This window comes from Acinetobacter sp. RIT698, assembly GCF_009668065.1.
Lineage (GTDB): Bacteria > Pseudomonadota > Gammaproteobacteria > Pseudomonadales > Moraxellaceae > Acinetobacter > Acinetobacter guillouiae.
The window spans coordinates 16,662-31,087 of sequence record NZ_WJYH01000031.1 but is presented as its reverse complement, the minus strand read 5'-3'; the positions used below and the strand labels follow the sequence as shown (position 1 = coordinate 31,087).

The following is a 14,426-nucleotide window of genomic DNA, read 5'->3' as shown; positions in this document are numbered from 1 at the left end:
GCAAATTTTTTTGCTCAAAATACAATAAAAACTATGTTTTATAGGTAAAACAAAAGTCCAACAGGATCGTTGGAACACAAGGGAAGGAAGCAATTATGAAAAAGACAGCTATCGCGATACTACTTGCAGCATTGTATTTGGGTACCACATCCAATGTTTTGGCGCAAAGCTCAGCATTAGAATGGAAAAGTGAAGATGAGACGGACTCTATAAAATTGGGTGGCGTGGTGCGATTAAACCAACGCTATGAAAATTGGGAAGGACCTAATGATGGCTTTGGCAAACTCTATTTTGATATTTTTAGAGTCGATGTCAAAGGTAAATTTGACGATGCCTATTTTAATGCAAGCTACTTGTTTCAAGACCAAGAGAAACGCTCGATCGAAAAAGCCTACGTGGGCTATAATTTAGATCAACAGAATAGTTTAGAAGCCGGCTTTGTATATAAACCTTTTGCGATTTATCCTTATCCGCAAAATGGTTGGACTTACCATATCCCATTCTTTTTGGGCTATGGCAATAACATTGCGCCAGGTTTGAACTGGAATTTTCATAATCAGGACTGGGATGTAAAACTGGGCTATTACCCAGAAATGCTGGCAACCAATCTGCGCTATTCGCCCGAAATTGCCACTTATGATGACCTAGCCGACAATGCATTTCCAAGTCAAAAAGCTTATCAAAATGAAAAGCGCCATCAATTCAATACGCGGATTGTGCGCAAGTTAGACACCAAGGTGGGTAAGCAGGAAGTCGGGGTATCGGGGGCAATTGCGCAATTGCATAATAAAACCACCGATAAAAATGGCCAATATTACGCAGTGGGTGTGCATAGCGATAACAATTACAAACGCTTTAATTTACAAAGCTCTGTGATTTATTATCAATATGATGCAAAGAACCCTGACGGGGTCAATAATGATATGACTTTAATGGGGAATAATGGATTTACCCCTGCTTATTTTATTGCCTCTGAAGCGACAGTTGCCAGTTTAAATCTTGCCTATACCTTACCTATGCAAAATATGGGCAAACTCAAAGCGATCCGTTTCTACAATGATTATAGTTATATGGATAAGAAACGTGATGATTGGTCGGATTCTCAAATGAATACCACTGGGATGATGTTTATTGCGTCACCCTTTATGGTGTGGGCAGATTATACTTGGGGGAAAAATGCCAATATTATTGGTGGTGCAATGAATTCAACCGGTTTTAGCTCGACCGTTTCACCCTATAGTGACCAATGGTTGTATCGTATCAATTTAAACCTTGGATTTAGTTTTTAGAAAGCTGATTTGGGAATTGATTTGTTTGTTATGCCGATATTTACTGTGGCAATAACCGCTTTGTTGCACTTAGATTTAAACTCCGCTGGATGACATTTACTTATTATTTGAGTATTTGTCAAATGAGAATCTGTCAAAGCAGCGGATCGGCTATGTATGCAACAAAGCATGTTTATCGGATCAATTTTATAACTTCACAAGCGCATACGACGATCGGTTACGCTTGTTTTGCTAAGGCCATCAACGACTTCAATTGCTGAACTTCCAGTGGGGTGGCATGTTGTAATGGCTTTCTTGGTTCACCTACAGAAAAACCTAATTCATTTAAACCTGCTTTGACTGTTTTCGGTAGGCCGCCTTGTACAATAAAGCGCAACAAAGGCAATTGACGATAAAACAAGGCTTTGGCGTGGTCTAAATCACCATCTTTGACTGCCTGATATAACTGACTTGGTAGCTGACCGAGTAGATTTGGCGCCACAGTACACCAACCACTTGCCCCTGCACAAAATGCCTCAAGCGCTAAAGGATTACAGCCATTATAAAAGGGCAACTGTCCTTGAGATAATTCATGAAATTTATGCATGCGCTGAATATCACCCGTACTGTCTTTAACCATGCAAATATTCTCAATTTCTTGAAACATTTTCACGATCAATTCTGGTGACATATCTACGCCACTGGTTGCTGGGTTGTTATAGACCATGATCGGCAGTTTGGTCGATGCGGCAATTTGCTGATAATAATCATAGATTTCTTGATCATTGAGTTTCCAGTAAGATACTGGGATCACCATAATTAGATCAGCGCCAAGCTCCTCGGCTTTTTGGGCTTTTTGAATTGCCATCGCCGTTGTGAGTTCAGAAATTCCCAACATGACCGGGACACGGTGATTAACGACTTCGATACTTTTTTGTGCGACTTGTTGCCATTCTTGCCAAGATAAATAAGCACTTTCACCAGCACTGCCCAATGGCACAATCGCATTACATTGTTGTTCCAGCAGAGCATTTAATGTGATGGTCAGTGCATCCACATCGACAGTTTGTGTGTCTGGGTGAAATGGTGTGATTGGGTATGCAATAATGCCTTCTAATTTCATTTTCATTACTCCTCGATACAGTCCGCATGATTTTTTAAAGCTTTACGCGCATAGTAGGCAAAATTGACATTATTACGCTTGTTGGTAGAGACCCAGTCATGAGCTTCTTTTGCCAGTTCATGTGGGATCGGTTGAATTTGTCCAGCAGCCATTGCCAAAAGCTGAAGTCGGGCAGCGCGTTCAATTAAAATGGCTAAGTTGCAAGCCTCTTCAATGGTTTTACCTGCCACCAGCTGACCATGATGTGACAGCAGTACAGCGCGGTTTTTACCTAAGGCTTCTGAAATAAAAATACCTTCTTCATTGCCGACGGGGACTCCCGGCCACTCTTCCACAAAAGAACAGTCTTCATATAAAGCGCAGGTATCCATTTGTGCGATCGCTAAGGGCACACGGAGCATCGACAACGCTGCAATATGTGTTGGATGGGTATGGATAATGCAATTCACTTCAGGATGTTGTTTATAAATCCATGTATGAAAGCGATTTGCAGGATTTGCCATGCCTTGTTGATCAAGTGGCTTTAGATCTTCATCAACTTCCAATAAGTTTTGCGCGGTAATTTCATCAAAGCCGAGACCAAAACGCTGGGTGATAAAGCTATTGCCTTGCGTGGTACGACAAGTGATTTGTCCCGCTAAGCCAGCATCATGGCCGTGGTCAAATAAAATACGGCAGGTTAATGCCAACTTTTGTCGATCTGTGTAGTTTGAATCTTGAATAAATTGCTGCATATTTTGCTGCGCATTTTGCATCAATTGCTGTTTATCTAGTTGTGCCGTTTGCATAAATAAAACCTCTCGCTGAGTTGATTTTCACATCGCCTAAGTACAGAATAAAAATTCTGTGGATGGATTAAAATATCCAGTTTCTAAAACTTATATGGGCCAGAGAGTTATGCGTCAGCCTTGGAAAATTCGGCTACATTTAGAAGATCGTGAAGAAAAGACCCTCTTTTTAAAGTTGGCAAATCAGATTATTCAAGAGATTTTATCTGGCAGAATTACTCAGGCAACACGCTTGCCAGGTTCACGTACACTGGCGGATGAACTCGGGATTAACCGAAAAACCGTACAATCGGTATATGAAGATTTGGAGGCACAGGGTTGGCTGGTTTCAAAAGCTAGGCAAGGCACCTTTGTCTCTGAGAATTTACCGGACTTAAAAGCGCAGTCATCGTCTACACTTGATCAACCTAATTCCACACCCGTTTTACCAACTCAGGTCCTGATCAAAAATGATGGTGTGCCAGATAATCGGCTGATCCCGTATGAATTGTTTTCACGGGCTTATCGGCATGCATTGATTCAAGTAACACGCCATCAAACCATGGGATATGGAGATCCGCAGGGCAGTTTAGAACTTCGTCAAGCCTTATTAAAGATGTTGTCTATGGAGCGTTTTATACAGACCTCTATGGAAAACATTTGTGTGGTTCGAGGCAGTCAAATGGGGATTTTTCTAGCTGCGCGGGTTCTGGCTCAACATCAGTCTCAGCGTCATATTATTGTGGTAGAGCAATGGGCTTACCCACCTGCAGTGGAAACATTTCTGTCTAATCATTATCAAATTATTCGCGTGCGTTTGGATAAGCATGGTCTAGATACCAATCATTTAACTGAAATTTTGTCCAGCCATGCTGTTGCTGCGGTTTACACCACACCTCATCATCAATATCCAACGACAGTGACGATGTCTATGGATCGAAGATTAAAGCTGTTAGAGCTGTCTAAAGCCTTTGATTTTTATATTATTGAAGATGATTATGACCATGAGTTTCATTATGACAGCCGCCCCATTCCGCCGTTAATTAGCTTACCGGCAGCAGACAAAGTGATTCATATCGGCTCTTTGTCTAAAGTGTTTGCGCCCAGTTTAAGAATTGGTTATGTGGTGACCAATGTGCAAATTATTCAGGCGATGAAACAAGACATTTTGCTGATCGATAAACAGGGCAATGCGATTACTGAATTGGCAATGGCTGAACTGATGCAGCAGGGTGAAATTAAGCGGCATATCCGTAAAATGCGTAAGATTTATCAGCAACGTAGAGACTTTGCTGTGAGGGCTTTTCAGCAGACTTTTGAGGAGTGGGTTGAAATAGCCCCACCCGCAGGCGGCATGGCGTTGTGGGTAAAGTTTAAGTTACCTTTTCAACAGCAGTTTTTAACGGTTTTAAAACAATTACATATTGATTCTGAATATGATTTTGGTTCGGAATGGCATCATTCCGATCACAGTTTCTATATTCGTTTTGGTTTTGCAGCCCTGACCGAATTGGAAATCCGTCAAACTGTTGAAAAGTTGTATCAGGTTTTTGTGAGCTGATGATGCTCAAGAAACTTAGAAAGTATTTTGAATCTTGTTGAACTGACTTTAGAAGGGTTTAAGCAAAAACCAGAAGCATTGTGTTTCTGGTTTTTTATGGATTAATTTAACGCCATACGATATTCAATGACCCCTGGTTTTTCAGCGATCCAGTCATAGAGTTTTTGCGCAGTTTGATTGCTTTGTTGAGTATGCCAATACAAGCGCGCGCAGGGTTGAACAATCGCTTGCTGTTGTACATATTCAATCAGGCGCTTGCCTACATGTTGACCTCTTGCCTGTGGAGAAACATATAAGTCTTCTAGATAGCAAAAGTTGGTCTCGGCCCATGTCGAGCGATGGATCACGTAATGTACAAAGCCGAGAACATGCTCAGCTTGTTTAGCAACAGCACAATAGATCGGTTCTTGATCATCAAAAAAACGTTGCCAAGTGGTTTGCGTAACAGTATTGGATAAAACCACTTTGTAAAAGTCTTGATAAGCCAGCCAATACTCCACCCATTGTTTATAGTCTTGTTGTGCAACAGGCACAATTTGAACCACTAAATTTTCCACAGGTATTCTCCAGTCATCGGGAAAGAAAGAGGAGAAATGAGTTTAAGTGTGATTGTGGTATTGAAATAAGATACACTTTGAGTATTTTTAACAGTACCAGTTTTACTTATGGCGACAGCAGCATCGGCTTATTTCCCCCATTTGATCTTGCCTAAAGGGGTGATTAAAGAGGGGTTATATAGCGTTTTACGTGATGCAATTTTGGATGGTCGCCTGGCTTCTGGAACCAAACTGCCCTCTAGTCGTGTCTTGGCGGAAATGATGTCGATTTCTAGAAATTCAGTCTTGGCTGCAATGGATCGTTTACTGGATGAAGGCTATGTTGTGACTAAGCCGAGCTCTGGTACTTATGTCGCAGAGCTGATTCCTGACCAATTAATTTCTATACAAGAGATAGCGACAGAATCTGCATCTGACATCTGTCACAAGCTAAATATTAATCCGCATATCGCAAATTTATTACCTGCTTGGCAGAAACAAAATGTATCTGGGCAGGGTGAAAAAATATTTCATGTCGGCGTTGGTTGTACCGATTTATTTCCCCATTCACTTTGGGGTAAATTATTGGGACGTGCTTGGCGGCAGTCTCATCAGCAATTGGGTCAGTTTCATGATTGTCGTGGCTATTTGCCTTTACGTCAGGCTATTTGTGATTATGTTCGTTCTACGCGGGGGCTAAAATGCGATGTACAACAAATTTTGATTGTAAATGGTACCCAACAAGCGATTCACCTTGCAGCTTATGCATTATTACAACCTTTGGATCAGATCTGTTTAGATGAGCCTGGCTATGATGCCGCTTTAAATATTTTTCGGAGTTTTGGCATCCAAGTTCATCCTGTATCAAGTGATCACGAAGGGATGAAAATTGCTGAGATTATTCAGCATTATTCCAAAAGTAAATTCATCTATACCGCACCCTCTCATCAGTTCCCTTTAGGTGGAACACTCAGTTTAAGTCGACGATTGGCCCTATTGGAATGGGCAGCGAGTCAGCAAAAATGGATTTTTGAAGATGATTATAACAGTGAGTTTAGATATGGAACGCACCCAATTCAAGCCTTACAGGGCTTAGACCAACAGCAAAGAGTGATCTATTCGGGTACTTTTTCTAAAATGATGTTTCCTGAGTTTCGACTTGGATTTATGGTGGTTCCAGAATCGCTGATAGAAACATTGAGTCTGGCAAAATATTATACCGATACGCGGAGTGCTTATTTAGAACAAGCGGCTTTGGCTTTGTTTATCAAAGAGGGGCATTATGCACGCCATGTACGTAAAGTGCGTAAATCTTGCCAAGAACGTCAACAGGCATTAATTGCTGCGATTCAACAGTTTCTTGCAGATGTATTGACTGTTCAGCCAACCGACTCAGGGATTCATGTGATTTGTTGGCTAAAAGCCCCATGGACTGAGCAAAGCTTTATTGATCAGTGTCTTGCTATTAATCTGGCTGTTCAGCCTTTATCTCGCTACTGTCAACAGCCTTATGAAAAAGCTGCGGTATTGTTTGGCTATGCAGCGCATACTCCAGATGAGATTAGCATGAATATTCAGAAGCTGGCGCAACAGATCAAGCAGACCTAATACGGCTTCCTGTTTCATCTTCTATATTTCTTCATTTCCTACATATAAATCACTAGCTGGTTTAGCTGTACACGCATTGATGATAATTGTTGTACATCTGTTTATGTAATGTTATAACATAACAATAAATTACAATTCGGAATCCATGATGCGTCACCATACTTTAGCAATCGCTATTTCTTTACCGGTCTTTCCTGCATATGCGATTGAAAATAAACAGCTGACTGTACTTCCAGTGATTCGAGTAAATGCCGAAAATGATCCATTTATCAATCAAAGTATCATTGTAGAAAATAGAAATGCAGACAATAAAACTTTAGGTGATGCTTTAAAGCATCTTTCAGGGGTACAAAGCAGCGCTTTTGGTCCCAATTCAGGTGCGCCTGTGATTCGCAGTTTAAGTGGAAACCGGGTGCAGATTTTGGAAAATGGTCAGTCTATTTATGGAATGAATAGTATCAGCGGCAATATTAATATCCCTTTTGATCCTTTATTCACTCAATCTGTTACTGTCAATAAATCTTCAGACAGTGTGCGTTATGGTGGTAATGCCATTGGCGGAAGTGTGAATATTGATTCTGGTCTAATCGATACAGCGATGCCGAATAAAAGTTCTCAATTAGAGCTTGTAGCGAAAAAGGGCTGGAATGATTTTGATGCCAAAGGTTTTAAACTCAATCTCAATAACCAAAGTAACTTTTCTACCAATTTATTGTTTTCTAGCCAAGATATGTCAGCTTATAAAATTCCGGGAGAGGGTAAAGCGAGCGTATGTAATAGTGGTGTATTTCCAGCGACGGGTGGGGTAAATACAGCATTGGCCGATGCTTGCCAAAAAGAAGCACGCATTCAAAAAAATTATAACACTGCATCACAGCCTTATATTGACCAATTTATGACGGAAAATCCCGATTGGGCAGATGGTTCATTTTCCTTCTATACAGATAAACCTACCTCAGTTTGGAGTGGAAAAACCTATACCAATCCAGTAAACCCTAAATATGTACCCAATACCCAGCAATATACTGAAAACAAAATTAATAAAGATGTCACACCCAACTATAAGAACAAGCTGGGCAATAGCTATTTAGACAATCAACACTTTGCGATTGGAAGCACTTATTTTCTCAACAATGGACGTATTGGGCTCAGTGCTGATTCAAAAAAAAGTGAATATGGGGTACCCGGATTTTCTCTTGAAAATAAATCTTTTCAATCTACCAGTGACAGCATACCAGTCGGGGTGAAAACAGATCAGCGAAGATATGCCTTAGACAGCGAGTTTAATTTTAGCCCGTTGTTATTGAAACAAATACAATTTGATGTGAGTAAGAGTGTCAATACATCAGGGGAATATTTAGGATCAAAAATGGCCAATAACTATAAATTTGATACCCAACAGGCTGAATTATTACTGAAGCATAGACCTGTTGAATTTTGGAATGGTTTTATTGGCTTTAATCAGATTGATCGTAAAGTGGTAGGGCATGGAAATTTACGTTATTTACCGAATATCAATACGCAAACACAAGCTATGTTTATCAAGGAAAAATTAGACTTTGATTGGCTAGAACTCGATGCTGGTTATCGTAACGAAAAGGTTGAACATAAAATTCAAAAAAGTGATTTTGTACCATCCAGAAATTCACCGAATACAAAACTCACCGATACAAAATTTAATCTTGAAAGCTACAGTTTCGGTTCATACCTAAAATATAATGATCTATTGGGTTTAAAGTTGCGTTATTCAGTGTCAGATAGAGCGCCTGAAATTAATGAACTTTATGCCAGCCATCCACATTATTCAATTATGTTACAAGAAGAAGGTAACCAAAAACTCAAAGAAGAAAAATCCAAAAATCTTGAGTTAACAGGTCTGTTCAATTATAAAAATTTTAATTTTGAAGCGACTGTATATAAGATGAAATATGACAAGTATTTGTATTTGACCCATTCAGGGGCACAAATGCGTAATCGCTTGCCACTTAAATATTGGACCCAGACAGATGCTGAAATTACTGGATTTGAAATTGATTTAAAACAAAAGTTTGAACTCAATCAGTATGGCAATCTTTTGATCTCTGCTTTTGCTGACTTGGTGAAAAATAAAAACCTTAATCCAAACAAAACCAGTTTGGCAAATGATGGAAATTACTTACCCAACATGCCAACGAACCGTTATGGGCTAAACCTTGAATGGAATAAAAATGATTGGTCAGCACGCTTATCCAATATTTACTATGATCAAGCTCAGTATTTAGGCAAAAATGTATCTAAAGAAATTCCATTGCCGTCTTATAACTTGCTGGATCTACAAATTCAGAAACACTTCAAATTACAAAATGCCAATTTTGATGTTTTCCTCAATGGATCTAATTTGTTAAATGAAGATGCACGACCACAGAACTCGCCATTAAAATACATTGCACCACTTCCTGGGCGTGGGGTACAGCTGGGTATAAGTATGAAAATTTAATCGCTTAACTTTTGTTGGTTAAGTTTTTATATGTTGGGTCTTAACTTAAGATTTATTATCGGGGTCAATAAGTTGCTGTTGTTGAGAAGACTTCAAGCAACGTGTTGGCCCCTTTTATTTTGATAGATTGAGAATGAAAAATTGATGTCAACAGACCCTAAAATTAATTTAAAAAATAGCTGTTAAAAATAGTCTATTCGATTTAATCATTACAGTTTGATTTATTGCAGCATCAATTTTTTAACATGCAATGGCTGCTTCACGTTCAAAAATAGATTCAACACTTTCAAATGCCAAATGACAAGCATGGTTTTGATATTGTCGAGCATAACTGTTTACGGCACTTTCAAGCACTTGTAAAAAATCATTATAATTCTGTTCAAAGTCTAATAAGTCGAGTAAGTCTGATTTTTTGCTGTTATGGCAGTTATATTTTTGAATAAAATCAAGCATTAATTTTTGAATAGGGGCATGGGTAAAATAAATTAAATAAGTTGCTGCCGAACCACAATGCAAACAACCTTGTTCAAGATAAATTTCTTCACTGTTTAACCAGCAGCATTGTAAGGTAAAAAATGCTCGAATCGCTTCAGTCGCTAAAGTAGGCTGTTCCAAAGTGTTCACCAATTTCTCAGATAATGAAATTGATAATCATTATCAATTAAATTTTGCAAAAAGTCTATGTGATAATTGGTAAATTTTTTAAGTGTTGCTGTGAAATAACGGTACAAATTGATGTTTTTTAATGAGATGGTTTTAAAATAATGAAATTAATTGTTATATTATATCATAACGTTTAATTTATTGTTTTTTCTATGTCTATTCCTTCGCAACGCTTACAAGCGATTGATGCATTACGAGGCTTGGTGATTTTGATTATGATGGTTGATCATGTCAGAGAAACTTTTTACCTCCATCATCAAGTTCCAGATCCAATGCTGATTCCAGGCACAGAAACGTCACTTTTCTTTAGCCGAATATTGGCCCATTTATGCGCTCCAGTATTTATTGTTTTGACAGGCTTATCCGCCTATCTCTATCAAGCTAAAAATAATAGTCTAGTGATGACACGTGAGTTTTTGATTAAACGCGGGTTATTTCTGATCTTTCTTGAGTTGGTGGTGATCAATTTTGCATGGACTGGCAAGTTCCCACCTGATGTGATTTATCTACAAGTGATTTGGGCGATTGGTTTAAGTATGCTGGCGTTGGCGGCTTTAATTGGATTGCCAAAAAAATTATTATGGATAATCAGCATCGTGATTATTTTTGGGCACAATGTGCTTGATCAAGTGTCTTTTGAAAATGTACCTTTCATACAGAATTTATGGTTCATTATGCATGAACGGGGCTGGATTGAGTTTGGCAATCTGATTCGTATTCGAACCTCTTATCCTGTTTTACCTTGGATTGGTGTGATTACTTTAGGATATTGTATTGGTTCAAGTGTTTTTGCTTCATCTCAACAAAACCAATCTAGAAATACAAAATTACTCATTTTTGGTTTTTCCAGTATTGCTTTATTTTTGCTTTTAAGAGCGATCAATGTATATGGAGATCATGCTTGGACGGTCATGCCGACATGGACTGAAACATTCATGAGTTTTATGAATCTAACCAAATATCCACCATCTTTATTTTTCATTTTATGGAACGTTGGTGTTGGACTGGTTCTTTTGGTCTGTCTGCAAAAAATCGAAACAAAACCTTGGATCAAACCCTTGATCATATTTGGTTCTGTACCAATGTTTTTTTATATTGTTCACTTATATGTTTTAAAGGCTTTATATTTGCTCGTGGTTGCCTTTTTGGGGAAAAATCATGGAGATTATTTTGGTGTCGATTCGGTGTCTACATTGTGGTGGATTGCGATTATTCTCAGCATAATTTTATATCCTTTAATGGTTAAATTTTCTGATTACAAACATAAAAACAAACATATCGCTATTCTTAAATACTTATAAGATAAGTTAAGTATTGTTTTAATTTAAAAGCATATCTAGCAGCTAAAATAGTGATGTCCAGTAATGATGGATATCACTATTTTTTTAATATTTTTGAATGCTTAACCTAGTGCTGAACAGCCTAAAGACGACTTGGGCTGTATTAAAGCTATTTCATCTTCAATATTTTAATTTATTTTTCACCTTTTATTTATAGCCTGTCTTTATCGAGATGTCTTTATAGGAATGATACTGTCATTTAAGGACAACCTTGAGCCAAAGCATATTCACTTGATTGACAAGATCAGCATGGATCATTATTTTGATTTTATTAGTTCCTTTTTGGAACTTGTTATTTTGAGATAAATTCTTGAGGTGAACCATGTCTATATCAGCGGTGAAAGAAAAATCAAAGCAAAAAACACCTGCATCATTTCCAGTACGTCGTATGGATTATGAGTTTCAGGATATGCCCAAGTATTGGTGTAATGACGAACCAACCTTTACTCATTACTTCACAGGTCTATCAACACTTTTTCCAGAAGGTGAATCGTACTTTGTCCGTTCAGTGCGAGCCTTACGTAAAAAAATTAAAAATAATCCACAATTAGACCGTGATATTGGAGCCTTTATTGGACAAGAAGCCATGCACTCTAAAGAACATCATGCTTTTCATGTCAGTGCACAACAATATGGTTTAGATCCGGAATCTTTAGAAAAAGTCACAGGGATCATATTAAAAGCAATTGAACGTACTTTTCCTAAAAAGTGGAATCTCTTGGTGACTGTGGGTCTGGAACATTACACCGCCGTGTTGGTGGTGGAGATGATGAAAGATGTCAATGAATTGATGACGGATGAAAGCATTCGTAATTTATGGTTATGGCACAGTGTTGAAGAAACCGAACATAAGGCTGTGGCTTATGACATGTATGAATACTTATATGGAAAGGGCTTAGCTGCTTATATTCCTCGCGTTGCGATTTTCACGTTTAGTCTGGTTTTGATTACTGCATTGTCGAGTGTTTATCAAGTTGTGCTGTTAAAACGCGATCGCCAATTATTAAATCTAAAATCATGGCGCAAATTTGCTCAGCATGGTGTGGAAAAATATAAAGTTTTTATTCCTAAATTTATAGATTACTACCGTTTTAATTTCCATCCCAATGATACGGATGAGTCTGAAATCGTGGCAAAAACCAAAGTAAAAATAGGTCTATCTGAAACGCCTCATCATTTACCATCATAACTCTGAGGAAAGAATTATGCGATCTGAAGCATCAAAAGCAAGTTGGGCAATGATTCCTCGACAGGTTAAATTTGAATGGGAGCACTCGCCTTTACACTGGATACCACAAGACCCATTGGCAAGTCATGGTGTCAATCATTTTAGTTTTACCTTGGTTCGAGGAGAGTATTTTTTCTGTCGAATGTTCAATAAAGCTTTACCTTTTATTCATGATGAAAAACTTAAGCAAGATGCCAAAATTTTCATTCGACAAGAAGCCATTCATTCACAAGCGCACAAGGATTCAATCGAAGAATATTTGCTACGTTATGGGGTGGATGTGGAGAACCAATATAAACGAGTTGTTGGCTTATTTGATCGGTTACTCGCGGACAAACCTTTGGGTTTTAACTTACCTAAAGTCTGGCAGCGACCTTGGTTAAATGCGCGAGTTGGGTTAGTGGCCGCGGCTGAACATTTTACTGCAGCAATTGGTCAATATGTATTAACCCGTTCTGATTGGCAGGCACGTGGTGGAGATCCTGTGGTAAGTGACTTGTTTACTTGGCATAGTGCTGAGGAAGTTGAGCATCGTACGGTTGCTTATGATGTTTATCAGCATATTTCAGGGAGTTATTTATTACGTGTTGCGGTGATGGCTGTGACCGCTCCTATTTTTACCTATCTCATGGCGGCTGGTACTGTACAACTGGCTCAAGATGATCCTGCTATTCCACAAAACCAAAAAAGCTTATGGCAACCCGCTTTTTGGAAAGCTTGGCATCGTTCTGATTTAAATGGCTATATACCAGGACCAATGTGGTTTTTTAAGACCAGTTTACGGTTTTTTAAGCCCAACTATCATCCCTATTACGAAGCTTCAACTGAACTTGCTCAAGCCTACTTGGCACAGTCAGCAGGGGTACTTGCATATCAGCAAAAAACTGAAACTGTTCCGCGGGTGGTTTCATGAAGCATTTTGATAAGACCAAGCTATATGTTCATTCAGGAAATATCTGTTTGGCTGCTTACCATTGGGGCAGCTTAGATGTTGATCAAGATACTATTGTATTGATACATGGTTATCCAGATTCTGCTGAAGTCTGGCACGCGGTGGCACAATATTTAGCCCCTCATTTTAATGTGGTTGCTTATGATGTACGTGGTACAGGATTATCTGATATTCCAAAAACAACAGCAGATTATGCTTTTGAACATTTGATCGAAGATTTATCCCAAGTGATTAAAGCAGTGAGCCCACATCAATCGGTCCATTTGGTTGGACATGATTGGGGCGCTTTACAAGGTTGGGAAGCGGTATTGGCTGACCGATTAAAGTCTCAAATTGCGTCTTATACTGCATTGGCGCCAAGTACAGATCATGTAGGGTGGTGGTTTCATCGCCAGTTGGCCCAAGGTAACTTACAAGGCTATTTCAACGTGATTAAGCGAGTGTCAGCATCAAGTTATATGGCAATGTTACAAATCCCTGTACTTCCTGAACTGACTTGGCGTTTAGGTCTTGGCAAAGTATGGCCAAAACTGGTGGGGTATTTAGAAAAAACCTCAGTTGAAAAGAGCCCGACCCAACTTCGCAATGCCATCAGTGGTTTAGGTCTATATCGTCAAAATTTAACCAAAGCATTATTCAAGCCGACAGGTCGAACCACAACCATTCCTGTGCAAATGTTATTGATGAATCAAGATCCATTTGTACCGCTTGCTTTAAGCCGTGGGATGGAAGAGTGGGGGGATGATATTCGCTATAGCGAAGTTTCGGCAGGGCATTGGGGGATTTTAAGTCAACCACAGGCAGTGGCGGATAAGATTCAGCAATTTGTGCAACTGTTTTTAGTCAATAAAGCCATAGCTATCGTTTAAGAGACGGATCAAATAGCCCAATCAACGATGATGGC

Annotated in this window: 12 protein-coding genes; 8 read left to right on the top strand and 4 right to left on the bottom strand. The window is 39.0% G+C overall.

The annotated features are described in order from the left end of the window. The first annotated feature begins 95 nt into the window (after positions 1 to 95). Positions 96 to 1,289, top strand: a complete 1,194-nt coding sequence (locus GJV03_RS14020; RefSeq protein ID WP_154130335.1) for a hypothetical protein — start codon at positions 96 to 98, stop codon at positions 1,287 to 1,289. A gap of 217 nt (positions 1,290 to 1,506) precedes the next feature. Here GJV03_RS14020 and GJV03_RS14015 read toward each other — a convergent pair whose 3' ends face one another. Then, on the bottom strand, positions 1,507 to 2,391 hold the full coding sequence (locus tag GJV03_RS14015) for a dihydrodipicolinate synthase family protein (protein WP_105713506.1): 885 nt from the start codon (positions 2,389 to 2,391) through the stop codon (positions 1,507 to 1,509). A gap of 5 nt (positions 2,392 to 2,396) precedes the next feature. Beyond that, positions 2,397 to 3,179 (bottom strand): aldolase, encoded by a 783-nt coding sequence (locus GJV03_RS14010; RefSeq protein ID WP_004717605.1) that lies wholly within the window; start codon positions 3,177 to 3,179, stop codon positions 2,397 to 2,399. A 109-nt stretch (positions 3,180 to 3,288) separates the two neighbouring features. Between GJV03_RS14010 and GJV03_RS14005 the strand changes: the two genes are divergently transcribed. Beyond that, entirely contained in the window at positions 3,289 to 4,719 is a 1,431-nt protein-coding gene (locus GJV03_RS14005; protein ID WP_154130334.1) for a PLP-dependent aminotransferase family protein, read from the top strand. A gap of 101 nt (positions 4,720 to 4,820) precedes the next feature. Here GJV03_RS14005 and GJV03_RS14000 read toward each other — a convergent pair whose 3' ends face one another. Beyond that, complete coding sequence (locus GJV03_RS14000; RefSeq protein WP_004717600.1) at positions 4,821 to 5,276, bottom strand: GNAT family N-acetyltransferase; 456 nt, start codon at positions 5,274 to 5,276, stop codon at positions 4,821 to 4,823. Positions 5,277 to 5,384: 108 nt separating this feature from the next. On the opposite strand from GJV03_RS14000, the gene GJV03_RS13995 reads away from it, so the two are divergent. Further along, positions 5,385 to 6,863, top strand: coding sequence for a PLP-dependent aminotransferase family protein (locus GJV03_RS13995; RefSeq protein WP_154130333.1), 1,479 nt, complete (start codon positions 5,385 to 5,387; stop codon positions 6,861 to 6,863). A gap of 148 nt (positions 6,864 to 7,011) precedes the next feature. After that, positions 7,012 to 9,339, top strand: a complete 2,328-nt coding sequence (locus GJV03_RS13990) for a TonB-dependent receptor (RefSeq protein WP_154130332.1) — start codon at positions 7,012 to 7,014, stop codon at positions 9,337 to 9,339. Positions 9,340 to 9,579: 240 nt separating this feature from the next. On the opposite strand, the gene GJV03_RS13985 is transcribed toward GJV03_RS13990, so the two are convergent. Then, the gene (locus tag GJV03_RS13985) at positions 9,580 to 9,963 is read right to left on the bottom strand and encodes a hypothetical protein (protein ID WP_004717594.1); all 384 of its coding nucleotides are present in this window, start codon (positions 9,961 to 9,963) and stop codon (positions 9,580 to 9,582) included. Positions 9,964 to 10,154: 191 nt separating this feature from the next. On the opposite strand from GJV03_RS13985, the gene GJV03_RS13980 reads away from it, so the two are divergent. The 4 genes from GJV03_RS13980 to GJV03_RS13965 all read left to right on the top strand — a co-directional run bounded on the left by GJV03_RS13980 (position 10,155) and on the right by GJV03_RS13965 (position 14,391). Next, positions 10,155 to 11,303 (top strand): heparan-alpha-glucosaminide N-acetyltransferase domain-containing protein, encoded by a 1,149-nt coding sequence (locus tag GJV03_RS13980; protein WP_154130331.1) that lies wholly within the window; start codon positions 10,155 to 10,157, stop codon positions 11,301 to 11,303. 361 nt (positions 11,304 to 11,664) lie between these two features. Then, positions 11,665 to 12,531 carry a metal-dependent hydrolase gene (locus GJV03_RS13975; RefSeq protein ID WP_056513122.1) on the top strand — a complete coding sequence of 289 codons (867 nt, stop codon included), beginning with the start codon at positions 11,665 to 11,667 and terminating at the stop codon, positions 12,529 to 12,531. A gap of 16 nt (positions 12,532 to 12,547) precedes the next feature. After that, positions 12,548 to 13,483: a metal-dependent hydrolase gene (locus tag GJV03_RS13970; protein ID WP_154130330.1), complete on the top strand. Its 936-nt coding sequence runs from the start codon at positions 12,548 to 12,550 to the stop codon at positions 13,481 to 13,483. Further along, positions 13,480 to 14,391, top strand: a complete 912-nt coding sequence (locus GJV03_RS13965) for an alpha/beta fold hydrolase (RefSeq protein ID WP_154130329.1) — start codon at positions 13,480 to 13,482, stop codon at positions 14,389 to 14,391. The genes GJV03_RS13970 and GJV03_RS13965 overlap by 4 nt, the downstream gene beginning before the upstream one ends. Positions 14,392 to 14,426: the final 35 nt, after the last annotated feature.

What these genes read in the sequence shown, in the direction of transcription:
- GJV03_RS14020 (WP_154130335.1), top strand. Translation starts at nt 96, where the DNA reads ATGAAAAAGACAGCTATCGCGATACTACTTGCAGCATTGTATTTGGGT.
- GJV03_RS14015 (WP_105713506.1), bottom strand. Translation starts at nt 2,391, where the DNA reads ATGAAATTAGAAGGCATTATTGCATACCCAATCACACCATTTCACCCA.
- GJV03_RS14010 (WP_004717605.1), bottom strand. Translation starts at nt 3,179, where the DNA reads ATGCAAACGGCACAACTAGATAAACAGCAATTGATGCAAAATGCGCAG.
- GJV03_RS14005 (WP_154130334.1), top strand. Translation starts at nt 3,289, where the DNA reads ATGCGTCAGCCTTGGAAAATTCGGCTACATTTAGAAGATCGTGAAGAA.
- GJV03_RS13995 (WP_154130333.1), top strand. Translation starts at nt 5,385, where the DNA reads ATGGCGACAGCAGCATCGGCTTATTTCCCCCATTTGATCTTGCCTAAA.
- GJV03_RS13990 (WP_154130332.1), top strand. Translation starts at nt 7,012, where the DNA reads ATGCGTCACCATACTTTAGCAATCGCTATTTCTTTACCGGTCTTTCCT.
- GJV03_RS13980 (WP_154130331.1), top strand. Translation starts at nt 10,155, where the DNA reads ATGTCTATTCCTTCGCAACGCTTACAAGCGATTGATGCATTACGAGGC.
- GJV03_RS13975 (WP_056513122.1), top strand. Translation starts at nt 11,665, where the DNA reads ATGTCTATATCAGCGGTGAAAGAAAAATCAAAGCAAAAAACACCTGCA.
- GJV03_RS13970 (WP_154130330.1), top strand. Translation starts at nt 12,548, where the DNA reads ATGCGATCTGAAGCATCAAAAGCAAGTTGGGCAATGATTCCTCGACAG.
- GJV03_RS13965 (WP_154130329.1), top strand. Translation starts at nt 13,480, where the DNA reads ATGAAGCATTTTGATAAGACCAAGCTATATGTTCATTCAGGAAATATC.